Annotated in this window: 21 protein-coding genes; 10 read left to right on the top strand and 11 right to left on the bottom strand. The window is 69.4% G+C overall.

Going from position 1 to position 25,151, the window contains the following annotated elements:
• Positions 1-3: 3 nt before the first annotated feature.
• Together FHR66_RS01155 and FHR66_RS01160 are read right to left on the bottom strand one after the other, a co-directional pair.
• Positions 4-819: an ABC transporter ATP-binding protein gene (locus tag FHR66_RS01155; RefSeq protein ID WP_160968913.1), complete on the bottom strand. Its 816-nt coding sequence runs from the start codon at positions 817-819 to the stop codon at positions 4-6.
• A 76-nt stretch (positions 820-895) separates the two neighbouring features.
• Positions 896-2,008: an ABC transporter permease gene (locus FHR66_RS01160; protein ID WP_160968915.1), complete on the bottom strand. Its 1,113-nt coding sequence runs from the start codon at positions 2,006-2,008 to the stop codon at positions 896-898.
• A 100-nt stretch (positions 2,009-2,108) separates the two neighbouring features.
• Here FHR66_RS01160 and FHR66_RS01165 point away from each other — a divergent pair, with 100 nt between their 5' ends.
• Positions 2,109-3,368: a threonine/serine exporter family protein gene (locus FHR66_RS01165; protein ID WP_160968917.1), complete on the top strand. Its 1,260-nt coding sequence runs from the start codon at positions 2,109-2,111 to the stop codon at positions 3,366-3,368.
• A gap of 60 nt (positions 3,369-3,428) precedes the next feature.
• On the opposite strand, the gene FHR66_RS01170 is transcribed toward FHR66_RS01165, so the two are convergent.
• The 3 genes from FHR66_RS01170 to FHR66_RS01180 all read right to left on the bottom strand — a co-directional run bounded on the left by FHR66_RS01170 (position 3,429) and on the right by FHR66_RS01180 (position 6,318).
• A complete protein-coding gene (locus FHR66_RS01170) occupies positions 3,429-3,893 on the bottom strand; it encodes an H-NS histone family protein (RefSeq protein WP_160968919.1) in 465 nt (154 codons plus the stop codon).
• 249 nt (positions 3,894-4,142) lie between these two features.
• On the bottom strand, positions 4,143-5,837 hold the full coding sequence (locus FHR66_RS01175) for a proline--tRNA ligase (protein WP_160968921.1): 1,695 nt from the start codon (positions 5,835-5,837) through the stop codon (positions 4,143-4,145).
• Between the two features lie 88 nt (positions 5,838-5,925).
• Entirely contained in the window at positions 5,926-6,318 is a 393-nt protein-coding gene (locus FHR66_RS01180; RefSeq protein ID WP_160968923.1) for a DUF4124 domain-containing protein, read from the bottom strand.
• 78 nt (positions 6,319-6,396) lie between these two features.
• Here FHR66_RS01180 and pssA point away from each other — a divergent pair, with 78 nt between their 5' ends.
• The 4 genes from pssA to FHR66_RS01200 all read left to right on the top strand — a co-directional run bounded on the left by pssA (position 6,397) and on the right by FHR66_RS01200 (position 9,933).
• On the top strand, positions 6,397-7,173 hold the full coding sequence (gene pssA / locus FHR66_RS01185; protein WP_048491588.1) for a CDP-diacylglycerol--serine O-phosphatidyltransferase: 777 nt from the start codon (positions 6,397-6,399) through the stop codon (positions 7,171-7,173).
• 14 nt (positions 7,174-7,187) lie between these two features.
• Positions 7,188-7,661: an alanine acetyltransferase gene (locus FHR66_RS01190; RefSeq protein ID WP_202394884.1), complete on the top strand. Its 474-nt coding sequence runs from the start codon at positions 7,188-7,190 to the stop codon at positions 7,659-7,661.
• Positions 7,658-8,146, top strand: coding sequence for a ribosomal protein S18-alanine N-acetyltransferase (gene rimI, locus FHR66_RS01195; RefSeq protein WP_160968927.1), 489 nt, complete (start codon positions 7,658-7,660; stop codon positions 8,144-8,146). Before FHR66_RS01190 ends, rimI begins: the two co-directional genes overlap by 4 nt.
• A 632-nt stretch (positions 8,147-8,778) precedes the next feature.
• The gene (locus FHR66_RS01200; RefSeq protein WP_160968929.1) at positions 8,779-9,933 is read left to right on the top strand and encodes a pectate lyase family protein; all 1,155 of its coding nucleotides are present in this window, start codon (positions 8,779-8,781) and stop codon (positions 9,931-9,933) included.
• An 84-nt stretch (positions 9,934-10,017) separates the two neighbouring features.
• Here the strand turns inward: FHR66_RS01200 and FHR66_RS01205 are convergent, their stop codons facing one another.
• The 4 genes from FHR66_RS01205 to FHR66_RS01220 form a co-directional block, all read right to left on the bottom strand.
• A complete protein-coding gene (locus FHR66_RS01205; protein WP_237475394.1) occupies positions 10,018-10,476 on the bottom strand; it encodes a methyltransferase family protein in 459 nt (152 codons plus the stop codon).
• A gap of 14 nt (positions 10,477-10,490) precedes the next feature.
• Positions 10,491-13,394, bottom strand: a complete 2,904-nt coding sequence (locus tag FHR66_RS01210; RefSeq protein WP_160968931.1) for a valine--tRNA ligase — start codon at positions 13,392-13,394, stop codon at positions 10,491-10,493.
• A 109-nt stretch (positions 13,395-13,503) separates the two neighbouring features.
• Positions 13,504-13,929, bottom strand: coding sequence for a DNA polymerase III subunit chi (locus FHR66_RS01215; protein ID WP_160968945.1), 426 nt, complete (start codon positions 13,927-13,929; stop codon positions 13,504-13,506).
• Between the two features lie 124 nt (positions 13,930-14,053).
• Positions 14,054-15,538: a leucyl aminopeptidase gene (locus tag FHR66_RS01220; RefSeq protein ID WP_160968933.1), complete on the bottom strand. Its 1,485-nt coding sequence runs from the start codon at positions 15,536-15,538 to the stop codon at positions 14,054-14,056.
• A gap of 107 nt (positions 15,539-15,645) precedes the next feature.
• On the opposite strand from FHR66_RS01220, the gene lptF reads away from it, so the two are divergent.
• Together lptF and lptG are read left to right on the top strand one after the other, a co-directional pair.
• A complete protein-coding gene (gene lptF, locus FHR66_RS01225; protein ID WP_160968935.1) occupies positions 15,646-16,731 on the top strand; it encodes an LPS export ABC transporter permease LptF in 1,086 nt (361 codons plus the stop codon).
• Positions 16,728-17,834 carry an LPS export ABC transporter permease LptG gene (gene lptG / locus FHR66_RS01230; RefSeq protein ID WP_160968937.1) on the top strand — a complete coding sequence of 369 codons (1,107 nt, stop codon included), beginning with the start codon at positions 16,728-16,730 and terminating at the stop codon, positions 17,832-17,834. Before lptF ends, lptG begins: the two co-directional genes overlap by 4 nt.
• A 208-nt stretch (positions 17,835-18,042) precedes the next feature.
• Here lptG and FHR66_RS01235 read toward each other — a convergent pair whose 3' ends face one another.
• Complete coding sequence (locus tag FHR66_RS01235; protein ID WP_160968939.1) at positions 18,043-18,519, bottom strand: RDD family protein; 477 nt, start codon at positions 18,517-18,519, stop codon at positions 18,043-18,045.
• A gap of 9 nt (positions 18,520-18,528) precedes the next feature.
• Complete coding sequence (locus FHR66_RS20860) at positions 18,529-18,753, bottom strand: hypothetical protein (RefSeq protein WP_208417123.1); 225 nt, start codon at positions 18,751-18,753, stop codon at positions 18,529-18,531.
• Here FHR66_RS20860 and xerD point away from each other — a divergent pair.
• The 3 genes from xerD (at position 18,752) to purL (ending at position 25,034) form a co-directional block, all read left to right on the top strand.
• Positions 18,752-19,726 (top strand): site-specific tyrosine recombinase XerD, encoded by a 975-nt coding sequence (gene xerD, locus FHR66_RS01245; RefSeq protein ID WP_160970296.1) that lies wholly within the window; start codon positions 18,752-18,754, stop codon positions 19,724-19,726. The two genes, FHR66_RS20860 and xerD, sit on opposite strands and share 2 nt — an antisense overlap.
• Before the next feature lie 100 nt (positions 19,727-19,826).
• Complete coding sequence (locus FHR66_RS01250) at positions 19,827-20,633, top strand: DsbC family protein (protein ID WP_160970262.1); 807 nt, start codon at positions 19,827-19,829, stop codon at positions 20,631-20,633.
• A gap of 336 nt (positions 20,634-20,969) precedes the next feature.
• Entirely contained in the window at positions 20,970-25,034 is a 4,065-nt protein-coding gene (gene purL / locus FHR66_RS01255) for a phosphoribosylformylglycinamidine synthase (protein ID WP_160970264.1), read from the top strand.
• Positions 25,035-25,151: the final 117 nt, after the last annotated feature.

A 25,151-nucleotide genomic window follows, 5' to 3' on the forward strand; every position in this document is an offset into this window, starting at 1 on the left:
GGCTCAGGGGGTCTCGGTCCAGGCGGTCTTGGCATCGCGCGCGGCGCGCGCGCGCGGGCCGTGGAAATACTCTTGGATCCACGGGTGGTCCACTTGCTCGATCTCGGCCAACGGCGCGTTGGCGATGACCTTGCGGTCGGCCAGCACCGCCACGCGGTCGCAGATAGCGTACAAGGTGTCCAGGTCGTGGGTGATGAGGAACACGGTCAGCCCCAGGGCTTCCTGCAGGGTACGGATCAGCCGGTCGAAGGCGGCCGCGCCGATCGGGTCCAGGCCGGCGGTGGGCTCGTCCAGGAACAGCAGCGGCGGGTCCAGCGCCAACGCACGCGCCAGCCCGGCGCGCTTGCGCATGCCGCCGGACAGTTGCGAGGGCAGCTTGTTCAGCGCATCCGCGGGCAGGCCGGCCAGCTTCACCTTCAGCAGCGCCAGCTCGTAATGCCAGCTGTCGGGCAGTTCGCCGAAATGCTCCTTCAGCGGTACCTGCACGTTCTCGCCGACGGTCAGCGAGGAAAACAGCGCGCCGTCCTGGAACAGCACGCCGGTATTGCGCTCCACGTGCAGGCGATCGGCGCGGCGACCGGAGTCGGTATCGACGCCGAGCACCTGGATCTTGCCGGCATCGGGGTCGCGCAGGCCGAGGATGGTGCGCATCAGCACCGACTTGCCGGTGCCCGAGCCACCGACCACGCCGAGGATCTCGCCGCGGCGCACGTCCAGGTCCAGGTCCTCGTGCACGGTCTGGGTGCCGAAGCGGTTGACCAGGCCGCGGACGGAGATGGCCAATTCGGGATTCGGGATTTGGGATTCGGGATTGGTCAACGCAACCGCTCCCGCCCAGGCGCGTAGCGCCCGGCTTCAACGAATCCCCAATACCCACTCTCCAATCCCGGCTCCATCACCACCCCATGTTCATGAACCACAGCGCGGCGATCGCGTCGATGATGATCACCAGCGAGATCGTCTGCACCACGCTGGAGGTGGTGCGCTCGCCGACGGATTGTGCGGTGCCTTCCACCCGCAGCCCTTCCAGGCAGCCGATCAGGCCGATCACGATGGCGAAGATCGGGGCCTTGGACAGCCCGACCAGCATGTGCCGGATATCGATGGTGTCGTGCATGCGCGCCAGGTACATCTGCGGCGGGATGCCGAGGTCGAAGGCGCCGACGGTGACGCCGCCGGCCAGGCCGGCGATCATCGCCACGAAGGTCAGCAGCGGCAGCATCAGCATCAGCGCCACCAGCCGTGGGATCACCAGCAGGTCCATCGGGTCCAGGCCCAGGGTCTGGATCGCGTCGACCTCTTCGCGTGCCTTCATCGCGCCGATCTGCGCGGTGAACGCACTGGCGGTGCGCCCGGCGAGCACGATCGCGGTGAGCAGCACCGCGAACTCGCGCAGGAAGGCGATGCTGACCAGCTCCACCACATAGATCTCGGCGCCGAAGTCGCGCAGGATGGTCGAGCCGAGGAAGGCGATCACCGCGCCGACCAGATACGACAGCAGCGCCACCAGCGGCACCGCGTCCAGGCCGACCTGCTCCATGTGGTGCACGGTGGAGGTCAGGCGAAAGCGCCGCGGCTCATGCACCAGGCGCATCATCTTGACCAGGGTCTCGCCGAGGAAGCCGACCAGGGCGACGATTTCCTTGCCGTTGCGGTGCACCGCGTAGCCCAGGCGTTCCAGCGCCGCGGCGAAACCGTAGTCGCGCTTGCGCTTGGGGCGGTCGTCGGCAACATCCTCGATGGTCGAGACCAGCGCGCGATGGTCCTGGCGGAAATCCAGCGCCTCGTGGGCGATGCCGTTGCGGGTGGCGTAGCGCATCAGCTGCAGCACCCCGGCCGAATCCAGCTGGCCGATGCCGCTGGCGTCGATGCCGGTGGTGCCGGCCGGCATGCCGCGCAGCACTTCCGAGGAGGCCAGGGCCGTGGCCAGGGTCCAACTGCCGGTCAGCCGCACCCGCGAGGGGTCTCGGTCGTCCTGGCTGAGTTTGGGCGGTTGCGGTTCGATCATGGGGGCGTCCGGTGCGCGAGCATACCTGTTTCGCCCGTGTTGCAGATGTGGTGATCGCGACGGGGTGGCCGGGCGCGGCGTTCGCGCCATACTAGCCGACATGCCCGCCGCTCCCACCGTCAGTCCCTCCGCCAACGCGACCTACGCGCAGCGCATCGCCTTCGTCTCGGACATCGCCGGGCGACTGCACACCTATGGCACCACCGCGCAGCGGCTGGAGGCGGCGGTGGTGGCGCTGGCGCAGCAACTGGACCTGGATTGCGAACCCTGGTCCAACCCGACCGGGCTGATCCTCAGCTTCAGCGACCCGACCAAGGCGATCGGCTCCAGCGACATCACCCGCGTGGTGCGGCTGGCGCCGGGCGACAACGACCTGCACAAGCTCAGCGTCGCCGACCGCATCGCCGACGACGTGGCCAGTGGGCGCATGAGCGTGGCCCAGGGCCACACCGCGCTGCGCCAGCTGGACCAGCCGCCGGGGCGGCGCTGGGTGGCGATGCAGGTGCTCGGCTTCGGCCTGGCCGCGGCCGGCGTGGCCGGGCTGTGGCGCCTGCCGTGGCTGGACATCGCCACCGCCACGGTGATCGGCCTGCTGATCGGCGTGCTGACCCAGCTCACCGACAAGCGCCCGGCGACCAAGGAAGCCAACGACGCGCTGGCGGCGCTGCTGGCCGGTTTCGTCGCGACCCTGGTGGCCAGTTTCGTGGCGCCGCTCAATCTCAATACGGTGATCATCGCCTCGCTGGTGGTGCTGCTGCCGGGGATGGCGCTGACCAATGCGGTCAACGAACTGACCAGCCAGCACTGGGTCTCGGGCACGGCGCGCTTCGCCGGCGCGGTCACCACCGTCCTCAAGCTGACCGTCGGCGCGGTGATCGCGGTGACCCTGGCGCAACTGCTCGGCCTGGAGCCGATGGTGCGGGCGTCGCGGCCGCAGCACGGCTGGGTGGAATGGGCCTCGCTGCTGGTCGCCGCCTATGCGTTCGCGCTGCTGTTCAAGGCCAGCGGCCGCGATTATCCGTTCGTGATGGCCGCATCGGTAGCCGGTTATGCGATCGCGCGCTTCGCCGGCGACGCCTGGGGCAGCCCGGTCGGCATCTTCCTGTCGGCGATGGTGTTGACCGCGGCCGGCAATCTGTTCGGCCGCATCGTGCACCGGCCAGGGGCCCTGGTCCGGTTGCCGGGCATCATCATGCTGGTGCCCGGCAGCGCCAGTCTGCGCGGACTGTTGACCCTGGTGCAGCAGCAGGACGTGCTCGTCGGGCAATCGGCACTGCTGACGGTGACCAATATCGTGATGGCGCTGGTCGCCGGCCTGCTGTTCGGCAATCTGCTGGTACCGGCGCGCAAGAATCTTTGAATCCGGTAATAAAAAACGCCGGCATGCGCCGGCGTTTTTCACTGCGGTCACCGCGGCGGATCAGGCCTTCGGCGCGGCGCTCTTGCTGGCCTTCTTGGCCACGCGCTTGACCGCCTTCTTGGCGGTTTTCTTGGCCGGCGCGGCGGATTTGGCAGCGCCGCCGGCGATCAGGAAATCGTCGACCTTCTTGCCCTTGGCGACCAGATCGGCCAGCCAGCGCGGCTGCTTGCCGCGGCCGGTCCAGGTTTCGGCGGCATTGGCGGGATTGCGGTATTTCGGCGGAACCTTGCCCAGTTTGCGGCCCGGCTTCGGACCCGGCTTGCCGGCCTTGCGGCCGCGTGCGGCGGGGGCGGCGCCACCGAAGACTTCCTCGATGCTGTAGCCGTGGCTCTTGGCCAGGCGGGTCAGCTGGGTGCGGACCTTGGCGATGGGGGGGCGCTTGGCGACGATGGACTGCTGCTTCTTGGCGGTCTTGATGAGCGCGCCCAATTGCTTGGCCGACAGGCCGCTGAGATCGATGGTCATCTTTACTCCGGAAAATGGGTGGTGGCCGTCCGCCATTCCCTGGCCAGCGAAGAATGATAATGATGTGTTATCGGTTTGACAAATATTCGGCTTATTCCCGGCAGGCATCTGCAAGCGGGATACCGCTGCACCATTTCCCGATCCGCTTATACGGGATGTATTCAATTGCAGCGATATCCGGAGAATTCGCTTGCGAGCGTGATGAGCGTGTAAAGAAAAAGGGCCGGGATAATCTCCCGGCCCCAGACATTACCCCTGCAATCGCGCCAGCAAGGCGGCGCGGTCCAGGTGTTCGGCATCGCCGCCGCTGCGCGCGCGATATTCGAACGTACCGGCGGCCAAACCCCGTTCCGAGACCACCACCCGGTGCGGAACGCCGATCAATTCGATATCCGCGAACATCGCGCCGGGGCGCAGGCCGCGGTCGTCCAGCACCGCATCGAGCCCGGCCTGCTGCAGTTCCGCCAGCAACGCCTCGCCGGCGGCGTCGACCGCCGGGTCGCGCTTGGGATTGATCACGCACACCGCCACCGTCCACGGCGCCATCGGCTGCGGCCAGCGGATGCCGGCGTCGTCGTGGTTCTGCTCGATCGCCGCGGCGACGATGCGGGAAATGCCGATGCCGTAGCAGCCCATCGCCAGCGTCACGGTCTTGCCGTGCTCGTCCACCACGGTGGCATCCAGCGCCTGCGCGTACTGGCGGCCGAGCTGGAATACATGGCCGACCTCGATGCCGCGGGCCAGGCGGATCTCGCCACCGTCGTGGGCGCGTTCGCCCTCGACCACGTTGCGCAGGTCGGCCACGGCGTCCGGTTCCGGCAGGTCGCGGCCCCAGTTGACCCCGGCCAGGTGGAAGCCGCGTTCGTTGGCCCCGACCACGAAGTCGGCCAGCGCCGCGACGTCGCGGTCGGCGACCACGCGGATCGGCTGGCGCGGACCCAGCGGGCCGAGGAAGCCCGGCTCGCTGCCCAGGTGCGCGAGGATCTCGGCCTCGTTGGCCATGCGGTAGCCGGCCAGGCCGGCGACCTTGCCCAGCTTGATCTCGTTGACCGTGTGGTCGCCGCGCACCAGCGCCAGCACGAAGCGCTCGCCGGCCATCACCGCCACCGACTTGACCGTGCGCTGCAGCGGGATGCCGAGCAGCTCGGCCACTGCCTCGCAGGTCTTCTGGGTGGGCGTGGCGACCTTGCGCAGCTCCTCGCTTGCCGCCGCGCGCGGCGCCGGTGCCGCGGCGACCGCGGCTTCGACGTTGGCCGCGTAGTCCGAGCCGGTGGAGAACGCCAGCGAATCCTCGCCGGACTCGGCCAGCACGTGGAATTCCTGCGAGGCGTCGCCGCCGATGTCGCCGGAATCGGCCTGCACCGCGCGGAACTGCAGCCCCAGGCGGGTGAAGATGCGGATGTAGGCCGCCTTCATGTTCTCGTATTCGCGCGCCAGGTCCTCATCGCTCAGGTGGAACGAGTAGGCGTCCTTCATCAGGAACTCGCGCGCGCGCATCACCCCGAAGCGCGGCCGGATCTCGTCGCGGAACTTGGTCTGGATCTGGTAGAAGTTGACCGGCAGCTGCTTGTAGCTGTTGAGTTCCTGGCGCGCGAAATCGGCGGCGGCCTCTTCGGCGGTCGGGCTGTAGCAGTAGTCCTGCTCCTTGCGGTCCTGCATGCGCAGCATCAGCCCGCCGAACTTGCTCCAGCGCCCGGTGGCATCCCACAGCTCGCGCGGCTGGATGGTCGGGAACAGCACTTCCACCGCGCCGGCGCGGTTCATTTCCTCGCGCACCACCGCTTCCACCTTGCGCAGCACGCGCAGGCCCAGCGGCGACCAGGTGTACAGGCCGGAGGCGAGCTTGCGGATCATGCCCGCGCGCAGCATCAGCTGGTGGCTGACCAGTTCGGCGTCGGCCGGGGTTTCCTTGGTGGTGTGCAGGTGGAACTGGGAAAGGCGCATCGAGGGGCTTCGCAGACGGCGGGTCGCCCATTTTGCCAGTCATTGCCGGCGCTGCGGGCATTGCCCGCGGCCGGCGCCGCGCGTTCGGTTACTTGGCGGGTGCGGCCGCCGGCGAGCAGTAGGCCTTGATCGCGGCCTCGGCCAGGGCCTTCTGCGCGCCGCGCTGGGATTCGTCCAGTTCCCCGTCCGGCTTGCCGTCGCCATCGCTGTCGGTGGTGATCTTGCCGGGCTTGTTGAGGATGTCCAGGTTCTTGCGCGCGGTCAGGCACTGGCCGTTCTCGGCCGGGGCCGCCTCGGGCGTCTCGGCCGGGGCGTCGCCGCGGGTGTCGACCTTGCGGACCTGGTACTTGCCGCCGGGCGGCGGGGTCTCGGCATAGTGGGTGACGCCCTGCGCGTCCTTCCATTGGTACAGGGTGGTGGCGCCGAGCATGCCGCTGACGGCGAGCAGGGGCAGGCAGCAAAACCGGGGCAGGGCGCGCATCGCGGTCTCCAGGGGCGCGGCGGGAGCGCCGATTGCAGCACCCGCCGACGGGCCTGGCAAGTCGATTAGACTGACGGGATGGACTCATCCCGACCGCCCCCCCGTTCGCGCACCATCTACCTGCTGCCGAACCTGTTCACCACCGCCGGCCTGTTCTCCGGTTTCTACGCCATCATCGCCGCCGCCAACGGCCAGTTCGTGCACGCCAGCGTGGCGGTGTTCGTGGCTGCGGTGATGGACGGGCTGGACGGGCGTGTGGCGCGGCTGACCGGCACCAGCAGCGAATTCGGCGTGCAGTACGACTCGCTGGCCGACCTGGTCAGCTTCGGCATGGCGCCGGCGCTGGTGATGTACCACTGGTCGCTGTCGGCGCTGAAGTTCGACGGCAGCATGCTGGGCCGGGTCGGCTGGTCGGCGGCGTTCCTGTACGCGGCCTGCGCCGCGCTGCGCCTGGCCCGCTTCAATACCCAGGTCGGCACGGTCGACAAGCGCTGGTTCGTGGGCCTGGCCAGCCCGGCCGCGGCCGGGCTGATGATGGCCTTCGTCTGGTCCTTCGCCGACGGCTCGCTGGGCTGGGACGGCGAACAGCTGCGTTACGTGGCGCTGGGCCTGACCGTGACCGCGGCGCTGCTGATGGTCAGCCGCATCCGCTTCTGGAGCTTCAAGGGCAGCGGCGAGAAGGGCCCGCGCACCGACCGGGTGCCGTTCCTGATGCTGGTGCTGGCGCCGATCGTGCTGGCGGTGCTGGTGATCGACCTGGCGCGGGCGCTGCTGGCGATCGGCGTGCTGTACGCGCTGTCCGGGCCCTGCCTGTGGCTGTGGCGGCGCTGGCGCAAGGTGCCGGACGCCACATGAGCGAGCACGCGTCCATGGATGCGCCGTTGTGGTCGGCCGAGCAGGTCGGCTGGCTGCAGGCGCTCGGCCACACCGTGTACGTGGATGCCGCGGCGGTGATCGAAGCGGCGCCGCCGCCGGAGGTGGAGCCCGTCGCGCCGGTACAGCGGTCGGCGCCCGGATCGGCGCCACCGCGGGGAGGCCGCGCCGCCGAGCTGCCGGCCGCCGAGCTACCGGAACGGCGCCGCGCGTCGGCGCCGCCGCCGCCACCGGCGGAAGCGCCGGACGCGGTGCGCGCGGCACCTGTGGCAGCGGCGCGTCGGGTCGGCCTGCGCCTGCCCGATCGCCTGCAGATCGCCTTGCTGCGCGCTTCCGGCCTCAATCCCAACGATCCGGCCACGCAGGCGCTGATGGCGACCTGGCCGCTGGACGAACTGCGCGGCAATGCCGCGGCCAAGCGCGCGCTGTGGCCGCAGCTGCGCGCGCTGCGCAAGCGGACGCCGCGATGAGCGCGCTCGGGTCGGCGCCTGCGCCAGCGGCCACGCTGCGCGCCTTGCGCGAAACCGATCTGGATGCGGTGATGGAGATCGAGCGCCGCGCCTATCCCTTCCCCTGGACCCGCGGCATCTTCCGCGACTGCCTGCAGGCCGGTTACCCGGGCTGGGTGCTGGTGGAGGAGGGCACGATCGTCGGCTACGGGGTGATCAGCGTCGCTGCCGACGAGGCGCACATCCTCAACGTCTGCGTGGCGCCGGAGCGGCAGTCGCGCGGCTATGGCCGACTGCTGCTGCGCGCGCTGATCAAGTACGGCGTCGACCTCGGTGCGCGCCGGGTATTCCTGGAAGTGCGGCCATCCAATCCCAATGCGATCGCGCTCTATCACAGCGAAGGCTTCAACGAGATCGGCCGGCGCCCGCGCTACTACCCGGCTGCAAACGGCCGCGAGGACGCGCTGGTGATGGCGATCGAGCTGTTCTTCGACGGCATGTCCTGAGGCCTCTGCGCGTCCGCCACGGGCGACGTGCGGTTTCATTCGAGCGGTGCTGCCGCGTGTGTGCGGAAGGCATCGGCGCAAGCGGCCGGTGTGGGTGATTGCTGGCCTGCGTCTGGCCGGTGCGATGTACTGCGCTGCGTGCGCGTCGCAACCTGATCTAGGCGATCGCGCTGCAGGCGCTTGGCGATGTCGGCGTCGTGTTCGCTGCGACCAGTGCACCTGCGTGCTGCGTGCCGCGCGTCGATCGGCGATGACCGACGTGTGCCGTTACCCGCCTGTTGTGGTTTTCCCGGCGTTTTTGCGCCGTCGCAGGCGCCCCCCGCAATGTCGCCTTCTGTCGGTGGGACAGCGTTGTTGTCCCGCAGCGATGGCACTGCGGCGCCCTGTTGCGCGCAGGCAATTCGTGCGACGCGGCTCCCATATCGTGCGGCTGGATCGTGGGTGTCTACATCGTCCCTTTACACACGCCGCGCGGTCCCTACAGTGCGCGCCTCTTCGGCGCCTGCCTCCCACGAAGGCATGACCCGCAGTTGTCCGAGGGGACAGCGACCGCGCAGGCGTCGCCGTGCATTCCGCTGCTGCGGAGCGCGCGCGCCTGCGTCCAAACCACGCATGCTCACGAGGTTTCCAGGATGACCACGCAGTCCCGCATCGCTCCATCGCCGCGCTCGCCGCTGCGCACCTTCGGCCTGGCCCTGTGCCTGGCCGGCATCGCCGGCGCCGCCCATGCCGACGCCAGCCTGGAGGTCGCCAGCACCGGCTGGGCGACGCAGAACGGCGGCACCAAGGGCGGCTCCAAGGCCGCCGCCGCCGATGTCTACAGCGTCAGCACCGCGGCGCAGCTGAAGGCCGCGCTGAAGGCCAGCGCCGGCAGCAACGGCCGCATCATCAAGGTCAACGGCATCATCGACATCAGCGAAGGCACGCCGTACAGCACCACCGCGGACATGAAGAGCCGCGCGCGCCTGGACGTGCCCACCAAGACCACGCTGATCGGCGTCGGCAGCAACGCCGAGATCCGCGAGGGCTATTTCTACATCAAGGCCAACGACGTGATCGTGCGCAACCTGACCATCGAGAATCCGTGGGATCCGCAACCGGTGTGGGATCCGAACGACGGCAGCGCCGGCAACTGGAATTCCGAATACGACGGCATGACCATCGAGGGCGCCAGCAACGTGTGGGTGGACCATGTGACCTTCACCGACGGCCGCCGCACCGACGACCAGAACGGCACCGCCAACGGCCGACCCAAACAGCACCACGACGGCGCGCTGGACATCAAGAAGGGCGCCAACTACGTCACCGTGTCCTACTCGGCGTTCAAGTCGCACGAGAAGAACAACCTGATCGGCTCCAGCGACAGCGCCTCCAGCACCGACAGCGGCAAGCTCAAGGTGACCATCCACAACACCCTGTTCGAGAACATCTCCGCGCGCGCGCCGCGGGTGCGCTTCGGCCAGGTGCACCTCTACAACAATTACCACGTGGGCAGCACCAGCAACGCGGTGTATCCGTTCTCCTACGCGCACGGCGTGGGCAAGGAGTCGAAGATCTTCTCCGAGAACAACGTCTTCGACATCAGCGGCGTGAGCAGCTGCGACAAGATCGCGGCCGACTACGGCGGCAGCGTCTACCGCGACTTCGGCTCGCTGCTCAACGGCCAGGCGCTGACCTGTTCCTGGAACAACAACATCGGCTGGACCCCGCCGTACACCTATTCGCTGCTGCCGGCGAACAAGGTGGCGGCGGACGTCAAGGCCAAGGCCGGCGCCGGCAAACTCTGAGGGCGTCGCTGCGCCGCCGCCCGCAAGGCCGGGCGGCGGCGTGGAGAGGGGTGGGGGCATCGTGCCCGGCGGGCAGTGCGTGTTCTACAGCCAGCGACGCACGCGTCGGCAGTAATCGACATACGCGGCGCCGAAGCGCGCTTGCAACGCCGCTTCCTCGCGCGGAATCTGCACGCGATCGACGTACAGCAGGTAACTGGCCAGGGCCACGCCGGCGGCGGGATGGCCGAGCCACAGCAGCCACCCCAGCAACATCAGCGCGTGACCCACGTACATCGGGTTGCGCGAATGCCGATGCAGCCCGGACTGCACCAGCGCGCTGGCGCGGTGCGGCTGCAGCGGGTTCACCGTGGTGCCGGCGCGGCGGAAATGCCGTTTCGGTGCCACGTTGGCGATCACGCCAGCCACGATCAGCACCACGCCCAGCGCGCGTTGACCCGGCAGTAGCAAGGTCGGCGCGGGCCATGCCCGGGCCGCGACCCAGGCGCCTGCCGCACCGACCAGCACGAGTAACGGTGGCGGCACGCGCCAGCGCATGCGCATGCCGCCCTGCCTGGCTACAGCTTGGCGCGCTGCTCGCGCAGGCCGTCCAACTGCGCGCTCCAGTCGGCCAGGCGCTGGCGTTCCTGCTCGATCACCGCGGCCGGCACCTTGTCGGTGAACTTGCCCAGCTTGGCTTCGCTCTTGTCCTTCTCGGACGCGACGCGGGCGATCTCCTTGTCCAGGCGCAGGCGTTCGGCATCCAGGTCGACCAGGCCTTCCAGCGGCACCAGCAGTTTCAGTTCGCCGACGATCGCGGTGGCTGCGGCCGGCGCGGTCGCGCCGTCATCCAGCCACTGGATGGCCTCGAGCTTGAGCAGGAAGCGCAGTTGCGCGGCAAAGCGTTCGACCCGCGCGCGGTCCTGCGCCTGGCCGCCCTGCAGCAGCAGCGGCACCTGCCGCGACGGCGCCACCTGCAATTCGCTGCGCACGCGGCGCAGCGCCGACACCATCGCCTTCAGCCATTCCACGTCGGCCGCGGCGCCGTCGTAGCCGGTCACGTCCATCGCCGCCGCGTCCGGGTACGGCTGCAGCGAGATGGTCGGCGCGGCGATGCCCAGGCGCGGCGCCACCTGCTGCCACAGTTCCTCGGTGACGAACGGGGTCAGTGGATGCAGCAGGCGCAGCAGGGTTTCCAGCACATGCAGCAGGGTATGGCGGGTACTGTTGGCGGCCGCCGCGTCGTCGCCGTTCAGCGCCGGCTTGGTCAGTTCCAGGAACCAGTCGCAGAACTCGTTCCAGGCGAATTCGTACAGGCACTGCGCGAGCAGGTCGAAGCGGTATGCGGCGAACTGCGCCTGTGCCTCGGCAGTGACCGCCTGCAGGCGCAGCAGGATCCACTTCTCGGCATCGGTCACCGGCTGTTGCGTGGCTGAACCGGCATTCAAAGCGGTGTCCGCGTGGTTCGCCATCTGGGCGCGTGGCGACGCGTTCGTGATTGTCGCCGCGTCCGCATCTTCCTGGCGCGTGTTCATCAGCACGAAGCGGCTGGCATTCCACAGCTTGTTGCAGAAATTCTTGTAGCCCTCGGCGCGGCCCAGGTCGAACTTGATGTCGCGGCCGTGGCCGGCCAGCGCGGCGATGGTGAAGCGCAGCGCATCGGCGCCGTGGGCGATGATGCCCTCGGGGAATTCCTTGCGCGTGGCCTTCTCGATCTTCTCGGCCATGCGCGGCTGCATCAGCCCGGTGGTGCGCTTGGCGACCAGGTCCTCGATGCTGATGCCGTCGATGATGTCCAGCGGATCGAGCACGTTGCCCTTGGACTTGGACATCTTCTGCCCGTCCTTGTCGCGGATCAGGCCGGTGATGTAGACGTCGCGGAACGGCACCTTCCCGGTGAAGCTGTCGGTGGCCATGATCATGCGCGCCACCCAGAAGAAGATGATGTCGAAGCCGGTGACCAGCACGCTCGACGGCAGGTAGCGGTCGAAGCCGCGCTCGGCCATCGCCTGCGGCTCCGGCCAGCCCATGGTCGCGAACGGCCACAGCTGCGAGGAGAACCAGGTCTCCAGCACGTCGCTGTCCTGGTGCAGGGCGACGTCGGCGCCGAGGCCAGCCTTGGCGCGCGCATCGGCCTCGTCGCGGCCGACGTAGCAGTTGCCGGCGTCGTCGAACCAGGCCGGAATGCGATGGCCCCACCACAGCTGGCGGCTGATGCACCAGTCCTGGATGTTCTCCATCCAGTGGCGATAGGTGTTGATCCAGTTCGGCGGCACGAACTGGATCTGCCCGGACTCGACCAGCTCCAGGCCGCGCTTGGCCAGCGCGTCCATCTTCACGAACCACTGGTCGGTCAGGTACGGCTCGATCACCTGGCCGGTACGGTCGCCGCGCGGCACCTGCAGCTTGTGCGGCTTGGTCTCGACCAGGATGCCGAGGTCTTCGAGGTCGGCCAGCACCGCCTTGCGCGCATCGTAGCGGTCCAGGCCGCGGTACGGCTCCGGCACGCTGTCGTTGAGCGCGGCGGTCGGGGTGAACAGGTTGATCATCGGCAACCCATGCCGCACGCCGACCTGGTAGTCGTTGAAGTCGTGCGCCGGGGTCACCTTGACCACGCCGGTGCCGAACGCGCGGTCGACGTAGTCGTCGCCGATCACCGGCACGCGGCGGCCGGTCAGCGGCAGTGTCACCGTCTTGCCGATCAGGTGCGCGTAGCGCGCATCCTCCGGGTGCACCATCACCGCGGTATCGCCGAGCAGGGTCTCCGGGCGGGTGGTGGCGACCACCAGGTAGTCGCGGGTCTCGCGCAGGGTCTCGTTGCCGTCGGCGTCGTGCTCGACGTGCTCGTAGCTGGCGCCATCTTCCAGTTTGTAGGCGATCGACCACAGGAAGCCGTCTTCCTCCACGTTCTCCACTTCCAGGTCGGAGATCGCGGTCTTCAGCACCGGGTCCCAGTTGACCAGGCGCTGGCCGCGGTAGATCAGGCCCTGTTCGTGCCAGCGCACGAAGGCCTCGACCACCGCCGCCGACGGCTGCGGATCCATGGTGAAGGTGCTGCGCGACCAGTCGGCCGAGGTGCCGAGGCGGCGCATCTGCCGCTCGATGGTGTCGCCGGAGTGCTGCTTCCACTCCCAGACCTTGGCGATGAAGCCGTCGCGGCCCAGCGAATCGCGGGTTTCGCCCTTGCCTTCCAGGGTCAGGTTGCGCGACACCACCATCTCGGTGGCGATGCCGGCGTGGTCGCTGCCGACCTGCCACAGCGTGTCGAAGCCGCGCATGCGGTGGTAGCGCACCAGCGCATCCATCAGCGTCTGCTGGAAGGCGTGGCCCATGTGCAGCGTGCCGGTCACGTTCGGCGGCGGCAGCAGCACGGTATACGGTTCGCCCTTCCCGGACGGCGCGAAGTAACCGGACGCTTCCCATTGCGCGTACAGGCGCGATTCGAAGGACTTGGGATCGTAGCTGGAGGCGAGGGTGGTCATGGGGGAGCCGGGATTGGGGAGTCGTGATTCGGGATTCGTTGCCGTGCGGTGCCGATGATGGGGCGGGGCAGGGACCCATCCCGAATCCCCAATCCCCAATCCCGGCTCCTCACATATCGTGCTTGCTGACCGCGTAGCCCTGGGCCTTGTACTGCTTCCAGCGCTCGCGCAGCGGTTCGCGCGCGGACGGGTCGGCCGGGACCACTTCCAGTACGCGCTCGCAGGCGCCCAGGTAGGGCGCATCGCGCAGGTTGATCACCAGCGGGCGTTCCGGCGCGTCGACACCGGGCGGGACGATCAGCACCTGCGCCTCTTCTTCGTCGGCATCGGCGTCGGCGATCTGGTGCGGGATGTAGGCGTCGGCATCGAACGCCCACAACAACTCGTCCAGTTCCTCGGCCTGGGCCATGTCGCGTGCCAGCACCAGCGTCCACAGGTTGGCGTCGTTGGCCTTGCGCGCCAGCTCGCACACCAGTCGCAACGGTTCGTTGAGGAACCGCGGCTTGGCGATCAGATAGAAGTCGGCGCGCATCAGGGCAGGGATTCGTTGTTCGGGATTGGGGATTGGCAACCGCGGATCACGGTCGCCTGCCGGAGCAAGAGGCGCGGAAAGGGAACGCGGAGGCGCCTTTCACGAATCCCCAATCCCGACTCCCCAATCACGCCGCGCCGCCTGCGGCGCGGTCGAGCAACCACTGCGACAGCAGGCCCACCGGGCGGCCGGTGGCCATGCCGCGCTTGCCTTCGTCGCTGGCCACGCCGGCGATGTCCAGGTGCGCCCAGCGCTGGCCTTCGGTGAAGCGCGACAGGAAGCAGCCGGCGGTAATCGCGCCGGCCCAGCGGCCGCCGATGTTGTAGACGTCGGCGAAGCTGGAATCCAGCAGGCCCTGGTACTCGTCCCACAGCGGCAGGCGCCAGGCGCGGTCGAACACGTGCTCGCCGGCGGCCAGCAGTTCGGCGGCCAGGTCGTCGTGCTTGCTCATCAGGCCGGCGGTCTGGTGGCCGAGGGCGACCATACAGGCGCCGGTGAGGGTGGCCACGTCGATCAGCGCCGCAGGCTTGAAGCGTTCGGCGTAGGTCAGCGCGTCGCACAGGATCAGGCGGCCTTCGGCGTCGGTGTTGCCGACTTCGATGGTCTTGCCGGACATGCTGGTGATCACGTCCGACGGGCGGTAGGCGTTGCCGTCGATCGCGTTCTCCACCGCCGGCACCACCACCACCAGGTTCAGCGGTAGGCGTGCGGTGGCCGCGGCGACGAAGGTGCCGATGACGTTGGCACCGCCGCACATGTCGTACTTCATCTCCTCGATGCCGCCCTGGGTCTTCAGGTTGACGCCGCCGGTGTCGAAGGTGATGCCCTTGCCGACCAGCACGTAGGGCTGGGCGTCGCCACCACCATTCCACTTCAGCACCAGCAGCCGCGGGCGGTTGGCCGAGCCGCGCGCCACCGCCAGCAGCGAGCCCATGCCCAGTTCCTGCATCTGCGTCTCGTCGAGGATCTCGGCCTCGGCGCCCTCCACGCCCTGGGCGAAGGCGGCCGCGGTCTCGGCCAGGTAGGCCGGGGTGCACAGGTTCGGCGGCAGGTTGCCGAGTTCGCGGGCGAACGTCACGCCGGCGGCGATCGCTTCGCCCTGCGCCAGCGCGGTGGCGTCGTCGCCGTGCACGGCCAGGCGGGCGAGGCCGCTGTCGTCGGGCTTCTTCTTGCCGAGGGTGGCGGTGTAGCGGTAGCAGGCGTGGTCGCTGGCGATCACCGCCTGGCGGATCGCCCAGGCCTGGTCGCGGCCCTTCACCTCCAGCTCGCTCAGGGTCAGCAGCGCATTGGTCGCCGGCCCGCTCTTGAGGGCGCGCGCGGCGTCGCCGATCGCCTTCAGGTACTGCGGCACGCCGAACTTGGCGGCGTCGCCCAGGCCCACGGCCAGCACCCGCGGCGCCTTCACGCCGGGCAGGTCGTGGAGCAGGGCGGTAGCGCCGGTCTTGCCGCTGACGTCGCCGCGCTCGGCCAGGGCGGTCAGGCGTCCGCCGCTGGCCGCGTCCAGAGCCTGGGCGGCCGGGGACAGGCGCTTGTCGGCGAACACGCCGACGACGATGCAGTCGAACGCCGCGGTGGCCGGGGCGTCGTGGTTCAGGGTGAATTCCAGGGCCATTGATCAGATTCCGTTGGCAAATCCGTACAATCGCGGACTCTTTACCCCCAGTCGGATAGGCTGGGGCAGCCGCGAACGAATCCGAGAGTTTAAATCAACCCACCCCCATGCCGAAGCTCGATCGATACCTGCTGCGCGATTTCGTCCAGAGCTTCTCTGCCACCCTGATCGTGCTGCTGGTGGTCAGCGTCGGTGGTGTGCTGGTGGACATCCTGGGCAACATCGCCGATGGCCGCATCCCGGCCAAGTTGTTGTTTTCACAGCTGGGCCTGCAGTTCGTGGTGTACCTGCCGCTGATCCTGCCGCTGGCGCTGATGCTGGGCCTGCTGCTGGCGCTCGCGCGCCTGTACCGCGACTCGGAAATGGCCGTGATCACCGCCATCGGCGTCGGTCCGCGGCGCCTGCTGCGGCCGATCCTGATGCTGGTGATCCCGGTGGTGACCCTGGTCGGCATGTGCTCGCTGTGGCTGGGCCCCTGGGCCGACCGCACCTCCGACCGGCTGATCGACGAGGCCAACCACAGCCTGCTGATGGCCGGGCTGGAGGCCGGGCGCTTCACCCCGCTGTCCGATGGCGGCATCGTCTACATCAGCACCCTGTCCGGGGATGGCACCAAGCTCAGCAAGGTGTTCATGCAGCGCCAGAAGGACGGCCGCCTGGACGTGGTCACCGCGCAGCGTGGCGCCATGTTCTTCGAGGGCAAGGCCGACCGCTACCTGCGGCTGGAGGATGGTTACCGGGTCGAGGGGCCGCTGGCCGGCGACGGGCTGGACTACCGGATGATGCGGTTCGTCAGCAACGACGTGGCGTTGCCCGACCGCAACGCCGCGCGCAAGGACGATGACCCCGAACTGCTGCCCACCGGCAAGCTGATCGGCGATCCGCGCCCGCAGGCCAATGCGCAGCTGCACGCGCGCCTGGCGCCGCCGTTGCTGGCGCTGGCTTTCGCCCTGCTGACCCTGCCGCTGTCGCGCAGTTCGCCGCGGCAGCAGCGCTACGGCCGGATCATGCTGGCGTTCCTGGCCTACCTGGTCGGCACCAACCTGATGTTCCTCGGCACCCAGTGGCTGAGCACCGAGAAGCTGCCGCGTGCGCTCGGCCTGTGGTGGCTGACCCTGCCATTGCTGGCACTGGCGGTGTGGATGTACCTGCGCGATGGCCGGCTGTCGCGGCCGCGGAGGCAGCCGGCATGAGGCTGCGTCCGAACCTGCACGATGTGTACGTGGGCCGCGCCGTGCTCGGCACGGTGCTGCTGACCTGGGCCGTGCTGCTGGGCCTGGACGTGATCATGGCCCTGTCCAACGAGTTCAAGGTCATCGGCACCGGCAGCTACAGCCTGGGCCATGCCGCCGCGTTCGTGGCCTACACGGTGCCGCGCCGCGCCTACACCCTGTTCCCGACCGGCGCGGTGATCGGCGTGCTGATGGGCCTGGGCCAGCTCGCCGCCACCTCCGAACTGACCGCGCTGCGCGCGCTGGGCCTGTCGCGGCGCCGGCTGAGCCTGGCCGCGGCCTCGACCATGGCGGTGCTGACCGTGGCCATGGTGTTCAACGGCGAGACCCTGGCGCCGTGGGCGCAGAACCAGGCCGACGCGATCAAGGCCAACGCCAAGTACAACGGCGACATGAGCATGGCCCGCTATTCCGGGCTGTGGGCGCGCGAGGGCAACACCTTCCTCAATGCCCAGGCCGGCGAAGAGCACCTGGAGGACGACGGCGGCACCTGGCTGGAGCTGCGCGACGTGCGCCTGTACACGCTGGACGAGAGCGGCCGGCTGGCCTCGCTGACCCACGCCGCCATCGCCGAGCACCGTCACAGCAGTTGGACCCTCAAGCAGGCCTACCGCGACACCTTCGCCGAGCGCTCGGTGCAGCGCGAGAAGTTCGACAGCCTGCCGTGGCAATCGCGCCTGGATGCGGCGGCACTGGCCTCGGGCCTGGCCAAGCCGCGCAACCTGTCGGCGCGCGACCTGCACACCAGCATCGAATACCGCCGCCGCAACGGCCTGGACGCGCGCGACTACGAGGATCAGTACTGGAGCCGTTGGTTCTATCCGCTCAACGTGCTGGCGCTGTGCTTCGCCGCGATCCCGTTCGCGTTCGGCGCGCTGCGCAGCGGCGGCATGGGCAAGCGCCTGTTCCTGGGCATCCTGTTCGCGCTGGTGTTCTGGCTCCTGCAGCTGTTCTTCGGACGCATGGCCGGCGCCCTGAAGTTCGACTACCGCATCGCCTACGCCTTGCCGCCCTTGGTGATGTTGACCGTGTCCTGGTTGCTGTTCCGCAAACGCAGCAGTTAGTGATGCTCCGGTGCAGCCTGCTCGGCTTCGGTCTGTGCATGCTGTACGCCGCGCTGGTGGCGTCATGCGTGTGGATGGCGCTTGGCACCTGAAAAAGGGCGCTTCGTGTGCCATGCGCGGTTCGGCGGCGAAGCAATCCTGAGGTCGCTTGCCGCCATGATCCGATAAGGCAAGAGCGGTTGGCGCCGCCGTCCGCCCATGCGCTGCGTCAGGGCTTGGCTTTCGGTGATCGGGTCAGATAGGTGCCGCTTGCGCGGTCATGCCACGTCAATCGCTCCCGATCGACCAGCGCCCACCAGAACCCCATGCCGCCCAGCAGCAACGACACGGTGCCGACCAGATAGCGGCGCCACAGCGCGCCCCAGCTCGGTGTGTGGCCTTCGGCGCCGTGCAGGCGCAGCCGCCACGGGCGCATGCCCAGGGTCTGGCCGCCGCGACGCCAGCTCAGCGTCGCGTACAGGCCGGCCACCACCCAGCAGCACAGCCACAGCAGCCACTGCAGGGCGCTGAACGGCGCGATGTTCTCGCGCGGCGCATGGCCCTCCAGCGTGTAGCCGAGCGTAAACAGCGCCGAGATCACGAACCACAGCGCCAGCACCGGCCAGGCGTCGTAGAACAGTGCCAGCAGCCGCCACAGCAGCAGCGCGCGTGGATGGGGGGCGGAAGCGGGAGGCGATGCGCTCATCGGCACAGCTTAGAGCCAGTCGCGCGCGTTGCGGTGGACCGTGCGCATCGCAGTGGTGCTACTGGCGCACGCCATCCCGGTGCGCTGCCCGGCCACGTCGACCTTGCACACCCAGGCAAAGTGGCTAGGCTTTTCCCAGTCCCAGTCCCAGTCCCAGTCCCAGTCCCAGTCCCAGTCCCAGTCCCAGTCCCCAGTCCCCAATCCCCAATCCCCAATCCCCAATCCCGCCCGCATGCCCTCCCTGCATTCCCCCGCCGAACGCCGTCAGCAGACGCAACGGCTCGCGCCGCTGCGCGAGGCCGATGCGGTGGCGATCCAGCAGTTCCTGGATGCGGCCTGGGCCGAGCAGGGGCTGGCGCGGCAGAGCCTGGACAGCTACCGCCGCGACCTGGAGGGCTTCGCGCGCTGGCGCGACGGCGCCGGTGGCGGCCTGGCCGGTGCCGATCGGCAGGCGCTGTTCGACTATCTGGCCTGGCGCACCGAGTTGGGTTATTCGCCGCGCAGCAATGCGCGCTGGCTGTCGTCGCTGCGCGCGTTCTTCGCGCTGCGCGTGCGCCGCGGCGAGCGCGGCGACGATCCGACCGCGCTGCTGGAGCCGCCGCGGCTGCCGCGTTCGCTGCCCAAGGCGCTGGCCGAGAGCCAGATCGATGCGCTGCTGGCGGCGCCGGACGCGACCGCGCCGGCCGGGCTGCGCGACCGCGCCATGCTCGAGCTGATGTACGCCGCCGGCCTGCGCGTCAGCGAGTTGGTGAACCTGCCGGCCAATGCGGTGAACCTGCGCCAGGGCGTGCTGCGGGTCACCGGAAAGGGCAGCAAGGAGCGGCTGGTGCCGCTGGGCGAGGAATCGCAGCACTGGCTGCAGCGCTACCTGGACAGCGCGCGCCCGGCGCTGGCGGCCGGGCAGCCGGTGCCGGCCAGCGACGGCGTGGTGCCACTGTTCATCGACGCCGCGCGGCGCGCGCTGACCCGCCAGCAGTTCTGGGTGCTGGTCAAGCGTTATGCCGCGGTGGCCGGGATCGATCCGGCGCGGATCAGCCCGCACGGCCTGCGCCACAGCTTCGCCACGCATCTGCTCAACCGCGGCGCCGACCTGCGCGCGCTGCAGATGCTGCTCGGCCACAGTTCGCTGTCCACCACCCAGATCTACACCCTGGTTGCGCGCGAACATCTGCAGAGCCTGCACCGCAAGCATCATCCGCGCGGTTGAGCGCCGCCGCAGCGCCTGCGCTGGCCGCTCAGCCTGTCTACATGGACCGTGCCGGGGGGTGTGCGACAATCGGGCGATTCGCAGCCCTCATGGATCGCCAATGCTCCGTTTTGCTTTTTGCGCGCTGTTGGGCGCGGCTTCGCTCTCCGCCTGCGCACAGTCCACCACGCCTCCGGCCGGTGCGGCCGCCTCGGCCAAGTCCGCACCCGCCGCCAGCGGTGCGCCGGGAGAGCAGCGCGTGCGTTCGGCGCTGTTGCAGCTGGATCCCAACTTCAAGCCCGACTACATCGGCGCAGCGCCGTTCCCGGGCTTCCGCGAAGTGGTGGTCGGTGGGCAGGTGCTGTACGTGTCCGACGACGGCCGCTATCTGTTCCAGGCGCAGCCGTTCGACATCCAGGAAAAGCAGCTCACCTCCAGCGAAGGCCTGCTGAGCTATCGCCGCAAGCTGCTGGAGTCGGCGCCGCGTGCCGATCGCATCGTCTTCGCCCCGGCCAATCCCAAGTACACCATCAGCGTGTTCACCGACATCGAATGCGGCTACTGCCGCAAGCTGCACAGCGAAATCGGCGAGCTCAACAAGCAGGGCATCGCCGTGGAATACCTGGCGTTCCCGCGCATGGGCCTGGGCAGCCAGGACTACAAGGACATGGTCGCGGTGTGGTGCGCGGCGGACAAGAAGCAGGCGCTGACCGAAGCCAAGAGCAGCGGCAAGGTGCCGGGCGCGACCAACTGCAAGAACCCGGTGACCATGCAGTACAACCTGGGCCAGCGCCTGGGCGTCAACGGCACCCCGGCGATCTTCGCCCCGGACGGCACCCAGATCGGCGGCTACCTGCCCCCGGCCAAGATGCGCGAAGCGCTGGACAAGCGCGCGGCGGAAGCGGCGAAGGCTGGCGGAAGCCGTTAAGGGCCGCGCGCGGGGATTCGGCATTCGGGATTGGGGATTCGCTGGAGCGCTGCTGCGGCGAATTCCAACGCGTGGTCGTCCCGCATCCCGAGCCGGGAGCCTGAATCTCTAAGCCCGTTGCGATCAGGACGCCGTCGGTGCGTCCCTAGCGAGCGTGCCCGCGCGGGGCGCTGCCATTGACGCTCCCGTGCCGCAACCCCGCCACGGACACGCCATCTTCATGGCGTTGCCTGATGAGCGTCCGCGCGCGAAACGCCGCTTTTACCAATCCCAAATCCCGAATCCCCAATCCCGGCTTACAATAGCCAGCCCGTTTCCTCACACGGTTCCCCGGACATGATCGTCCTCGAGGGCGCTTCCGCCCTTTCGCCGTTCCGTCGCGCTCGGCTCGAAACCCGCCTGCAGTCCATCGTCCCCGGCGTGCGCATCGCCGGCGCCTGGCACGTCTACTTTCTCGACAGCGAACCCGACGCAGCGCTCGACCTGGTCGCGGCCCGCCGCATCCTGCAGGCGCAGGACGCGCCGGCGCCGGTCGAAGCGGGCACCTGCTCGCGCTACGTGGTGCCGCGGCTGGGCACGCGCTCGCCGTGGTCGAGCAAGGCCACCGAACTGGTCCGCGGTGCCGGCCTGGCGATCCGCCGGGTCGAGCGCGGTACCCGCCTGGACCTGGCCGGCTGGCCCGCGGCGCCGGCCGACCAGGCCGCGCTGGCCAGGTTGCTGCACGATCCGATGACCCAGTCGCTGCTGGACGGCGCCGCGCAGGCGCAGGCGCTGTTCCAGGCGCCTGCGCGTGGCGAGGTCGAGCGTATCCCGCTGGACCAGTTGGAGGCGGCCAACGCGCGGCTGGGCCTGGCCCTGGCCCAGGACGAGATCGACTACCTGCGCCAGCGCTTCGGCGAGCTCGGCCGCGACCCGGCCGACGTGGAACTGATGATGTTCGCGCAGGCCAATTCCGAGCACTGCCGGCACAAGATCTTCAACGCCAGCTGGACCATCGACGGCAAGGAGCAGGACCGCTCGCTGTTCCGGATGATCAAGCACACCCACCAGCAGACCCCGCAGCACACGCTCAGCGCGTACAGCGACAACGCGGCGGTGGTGGAAGGGCATCCGGCCGCGCGCTACCGCCCGGATCCGGCCAGCGGCGAGTACCGCAGCGAGGCGGTGACGCCGTCGGCGTTCTGCATCAAGGTCGAGACCCACAACCACCCGACCGCGATCGCGCCGTTCCCGGGCGCCTCCACCGGCGCCGGTGGCGAGATCCGCGACGAGGGCGCCACCGGCCGCGGCGGCAAGCCCAAGGCCGGCCTGACCGGCTTCAGCGTCTCGCACCTGCGCATTCCCAGCCTGCCGCAGCCGTGGGAGGGCGCGCGTCCGCTGAACCCGCGCATGGCGCCGGCGCTGGAAATCATGCTGGATGGCCCGCTCGGCGGCGCCGCGTTCAACAACGAATTCGGCCGGCCCAACCTGCTCGGCTATTTCCGCAGCTTCGAGCTGCCGGAGACGCGGGACCTGACCCGCGCCTACGACAAGCCGATCATGCTGGCCGGCGGCCTGGGCGCGATCGACCGCGTGCAGGTGGAGAAGATCCCGCTGCAGCCCGGCGATGCGGTGATCGTGCTCGGCGGCCCGGCGATGCTGATCGGCCTGGGCGGCGGCGCGGCCAGTTCGGTGGCCTCCGGCGACAGCGCCGAGGACCTGGATTTCGCCAGCGTGCAGCGCGACAACCCGGAGATGGAGCGGCGCGTGCAGGAGGTCATCGACCGCTGCGTGGCGCTGGGCACGGACAACCCGATCCGCTGGTTCCACGACGTCGGCGCCGGCGGCCTGTCCAACGCCATTCCCGAACTGCTGCACGACTCCGGCGTGGGCGGCCTCATCGACCTCGACCGCGTGCCCAGCGACGACCCGTCGCTGTCGCCGATGCAGCTGTGGTGCAACGAATCGCAGGAGCGCTACGTGCTGGGCGTGCCGCAGGCGCGCCTGGCCGAATTCGCCGCGATCTGCGAACGCGAGCGCTGCCCGTTTGCCGCTGTCGGTGTGGCGACCGCCGAGGAGCGGCTCGTCGTGGGCTATGGCGTCCTCGGCGGCGGGATTGGGGAATCGGGATTGGGGATTGGTAACGGCACGACGTCGGCCGGCTCCCCCGCTTCTCACGAATCCCGCATCTCCAATCCCCAATCCCCGCACCCCATCGACCTTCCCATGGACGTCCTCTTCGGCAAGCCGCCGAAGATGCACCGCGACGCCCGGCAGCCGCCGGCGCCGCGCTGGCCGGAGCTGGACACCGATGCGCTGGACCTGCGCGAGGCGGGTTTGCGCGTGCTGGCCCATCCGACCGTGGCGGCGAAGAGCTTCCTGGTCACCATCGGCGACCGCAGCGTCGGCGGCCTGACCGCGCGCGAGCAGATGATCGGCCCGTGGCAGCTGCCGCTGGCCGATTGCGCGATTACCCTGGCCGGGTTCGATACCCACGCCGGCGAAGCGATGGCGATCGGCGAGCGCACCCCGCTGGCCCTGCTCGATGCCGCCGCAGCGGCGCGCATGGCGGTGGGCGAAGCGATCACCAACCTGTGCGCGGCGCCGGTGCAGGCGCTGGACCAGGTCAAGCTGTCGGCGAACTGGATGGCCGCGGCCAACCACGACGGCGAGGATGCGCGCCTGTACGCCGCGGTCAAGGCGGTGGGCATGGAACTGTGCCCGCAGCTGGACCTGAGCATCCCGGTGGGCAAGGACTCGCTGTCGATGCAGGCGCAGTGGGCGGTGACCGCCGTGAATCGGGAATCGGGAATCGGGAATGGGGAAAAGCGCGACGCGTCCGCCACCGATGCCGCCGCTTCTCCGATTCCCAATTCCCCATTCTCCAGTCCCGGCGAAACGCACAAAAGCGTCTCCCCCGTCTCCCTCATCGTCTCTGCCTTCGCACCCGTCGCCGATGCGCGGGCGCAGCTGACGCCGTTGCTGGCGCGCGAGGCCGAGAGTGAGCTGTGGCTGATCGGGCTAGGCGGCGGCAAGCAGCGCCTGGGCGGTTCGGTGCTGGCGCAGGTGCATGGCGACGGCGCGCTGCCGGCCTTCGGCGGCGCGGTGCCGGACCTGGACGATCCGCAGCGGCTGCGCGCGTTCTTCGAGCTGATCCGCGATGCGCGCGAGGCCGGCATGCTGTTGGCCTATCACGACCGCAGCGACGGTGGCGCGTTCGCCGCGCTGTGCGAGATGGCGTTCGCGTCGCGGCAAGGCCTGGACATCACCCTCGATGCCTGGGGCGACGATCCCTTCCGCAGCCTGTTCAACGAGGAACTGGGCGCGGTGGTGCAGGTCGCCAAGGAAGACCGCGCCGCGTTCGCCGACCTGGTCGAGCGCCACGCGCTGACCGAGTGCGCGCAGCGCATCGCCCGACCCAGCACCGCCGCGGCGGTGCGCGTGGGCCTGGGCGGCAAGACCCTGGCCGAATGGCGTTGGGACGAGCTGTTCGATGCCTGGTGGTCGGTCACCCACGCCATGCAGACGTTGCGCGACAACCCCGACAGTGCCGCCGAGGAACGCGCGCTGGCGCGCGACTTCGCCGCGCCCGGGCTGAAGCCGAAGCTGGCCTTCGACCCGGCCGAGGACATCGCCGCGCCGTTCATCGCCAGCGGCCAGCGGCCGAAGGTGGCGATCCTGCGCGAGCAGGGCGTCAACGGCCAGATCGAGATGGCCAATGCGTTCGAGCGCGCCGGCTTCCGTGCTTTCGACGTGCACATGAGCGACCTGATCGCCGGCCGCGTGAACCTGGCCGACTTCGTCGGCCTGGCCGCCTGCGGTGGCTTCAGCTACGGCGACGTGCTTGGTGCCGGCCGCGGCTGGGCCACCTCGATCCTGGAACGGCCGGCGCTGCGCGATGCCTTCGCCGCGTTCTTCGCGCGCAGCGACAGCTTCGCCCTGGGCGTGTGCAACGGCTGCCAGATGCTCAGCCAGCTCAAGGACATCATCCCCGGTGCCGAGCACTGGCCGCGCTTCCTGCGCAACCGCAGCGAGCAGTTCGAGGCGCGCACCAGCCTGCTGGAAGTGGTGGAGTCGCCGTCGATCTTCCTGCGCGGCATGGCCGGTTCGCGGATCCCGGTGGCGGTGGCGCACGGCGAAGGCCGCGCCGAATTCGACAGTGCGGTGGACCAGGCGGCCGCGCGCGTGGCGCTGCGCTTCGTCGACGGCCATGGCGCCGTCGTCACGCAGTACCCGCTGAACCCGAACGGCTCGCCCGACGGCATCACCGGCCTGACCAGCGACGACGGCCGGGTGACCATCCTGATGCCGCATCCGGAGCGGACTCTGCGCTCGCTCAACCTCAGCTGGCATCCGGCCGAGTGGCCGGACGAGGCGCCGTGGCTGCGCATGTTCCGCAATGCACGGGTGTGGGTGGGCTGAGCGCCCCTGCGCCACGTCCGCCCCTGGCGGGCGTGGCGGGCGTGGCGGGTCGGGGGCGGTCGCGGCAGCCATCCGCCGCAGGGGTGCTTGCACCCTGCGACGGCGACGCTGCAGCGC

The organism is Xanthomonas sp. F4 (genome assembly GCF_011761895.1).